Annotated in this window: 2 protein-coding genes; both read right to left on the reverse strand. The window is 32.1% G+C overall.

What is annotated here, in order from left to right:
* Positions 1-129 precede the first annotated feature (129 nt).
* On the reverse strand, positions 130-813 hold the full coding sequence (locus tag ACODSI_RS14955; RefSeq protein WP_488917659.1) for a retron system putative HNH endonuclease: 684 nt from the start codon (positions 811-813) through the stop codon (positions 130-132).
* The gene (locus ACODSI_RS14960; RefSeq protein ID WP_488917660.1) at positions 810-2,132 is read right to left on the reverse strand and encodes an AAA family ATPase; all 1,323 of its coding nucleotides are present in this window, start codon (positions 2,130-2,132) and stop codon (positions 810-812) included. Before ACODSI_RS14960 ends, ACODSI_RS14955 begins: the two co-directional genes overlap by 4 nt.
* Positions 2,133-2,325 lie beyond the last annotated feature (193 nt).

Raw genomic sequence — 2,325 nt, forward strand, 5'->3', positions numbered from 1 at the left:
TATCTTTTTTCTTTCAATCGCGTTTTTTCTTTCTAACTTTTCGGTATATTTGTTTTCGTCTGTGTCGAAAACCGCCACTGGCGCAAGCGACGAAACGTTAGCGGCTATATTAGAATTCCGAAGACAATTCTATAGAACTAAACCAAATTTATTTGATAATGCAATTGAAAATGCTGAATATTCTTCATCATTTGCAACCAGTCTTTTCATTTCAGTAAGGGCTAAACTATCTCCTTGTGCGGCTTTAATTGCAACAAAAGCAATTCTTCTAACAATTCTACTTCTATGTTTTAACAAATCAGGACGATTTAAACCTAATAATTCTTCAGTTCTTATACCTCTATTATTTTTGCCCAATACATTTGCTAAACTTGTGGCAGGATCATATTCAAATTCAAAAAAATCAAATGGATTTTCAACAGTTGGATTGACCAATGGACCATTATCACTTGCTAATGGAAAATGTGTCGATTTAAATTGAGAACCATTACATATCTCACAACCTAACAAAAGATTATTCCATGTAAAACAATCTTCTGGATAGGTTGATTTTGGTTTAAAATGTTCAATATGCCCATAACTCACATGAGCTAAATGACTTTCACAATATGCACATTTACCCTCAAACATATTTTTTAGAGACGATTTAACATCAGTCTGCCGATATTTATTCTCAGCTAAATTAACAAGTCTTTTATTATTTTTTGTTGGACTAACATTGTAATTATCAATTGCTAATAAATAATCACTCAACCATTTTGCTTTATTAGTTACCAAAGAAGCTGGCTCAACAATTCTATTTACGAATATCATTTCCAATTTTTTAATATAAAGTCATTCAATTCTTTCTCAGTTTTAGATTCTTCTAAATCTATTCCTAAAGCTTCTTGAATAAAAGGAATTGTTAACTGTAATTCATGCTTTTCATCACTATTCAATCTTTGCTTTCTTTTTAACAAATAATATCTATCTATTTTCTTTTGTGTTTCTGGTGAATAAGAAGAAACTAAACCAAATGCTTCACTTTGCAAAATCTGATCAACACTTTTTGTAAAGATATTATTAATTTGTTCTATAATAGTATCGTTATCTTTTTTATAAAATCTATATGTTACCGCATCATATCCTGCTCCAGCTGCAACAAGAGGACTATGAGTAGCCATAATAAATTGTATTTTAGGGAAAGTCTCTCTCAATAATCCAGCAATAGATCTCTGCCAAGATGGATGAAGATGAATGTCAAGCTCATCTATTAAAACAATACCTTCTTCTAATAATGGATTAGAACTTGTAGGAAACGCTTCAATTAATCGCCAAACTAAATCACCTGCCAATGCTAAAATACTACGAAAACCATCTGAAAGAGAAATTGTGGCAACTTTTGAACCTGCAACATTAAACCATATACTACCATTATTATCAATTGAATCGAAAGAATTTCCTTCAGGTAACAACTTATTAATAGCCTTAATTCCCCATTCTTTTTGCTTCAAAGCTTGTGGATCATTTGATTTTGATATGCGATAATCCAAATAAATCATCCATAACTCAAATGCTTCTAGTGCTTGATCTTCTCTAAATTGAGTGTAAAAATTTGTATATCTCAATGGAGTTTGTAAAGCAGGAACAATTATTTTACTATCTCGAGTCAATCTTCTAAAAGCCCCATATCCAGCAGCAAACCATCCTTTGCCTTTTGGAAGTAATGCGTTTTCACGTAACCAAGGTAAAGCTCGACTATTCGTGTCTTCAGCTATTACGGGCTCAGTATATACTTTATTATTTATTCTAATAGTTTCACTACCAGTTATATGAAAAGTATATTGAAATACCTTTCTTTCTTTTTTCTCTCCACCATAAGTTCCTGGATCTTTATCTCCTTGGTGCAATCGTATCGTTATCTTTCCTGGTTTATTCTGAATTCGTGACCAACCAGCTGGTCTGGTTAACAACTGTTTTGCACCTTCTGGACCGGCTAATAATAATGCCAAAGCTTGAAGCAGAGTACTTTTTCCTGTTCCGTTTTCACCTAATAGAGTAACCCAAGGATAAGGTGCTTTCGAGGAACCCAAACGAATCGAATCTTTTTCAAAGCATTTAATATTTTCAAGAAATACTTCTTCTACCCACATAAAAATAAGCTTTTAAATTTTTGACAAGTTAAGACTAAACTTTGAATAAAAAAAATACAGCCGCTAACACAGGTTTTGCGCTATTGCTAGGCTTGGGTTTTATCAGAATGCAGAAGTGAAAATCTTTTTTCTTTTAAATCACGTTTTTTCTTTCAAAGTTTTCGGTATATTTGTTAACGCCAGTCTTGAAAAT

The sequence above is a fragment of the Flavobacterium sp. FG139 genome, assembly GCF_057809695.1.

What these genes read in the sequence shown, in the direction of transcription:
- ACODSI_RS14960 (WP_488917660.1), bottom strand. Translation starts at nt 2,132, where the DNA reads ATGTGGGTAGAAGAAGTATTTCTTGAAAATATTAAATGCTTTGAAAAA.
- ACODSI_RS14955 (WP_488917659.1), bottom strand. Translation starts at nt 813, where the DNA reads ATGATATTCGTAAATAGAATTGTTGAGCCAGCTTCTTTGGTAACTAAT.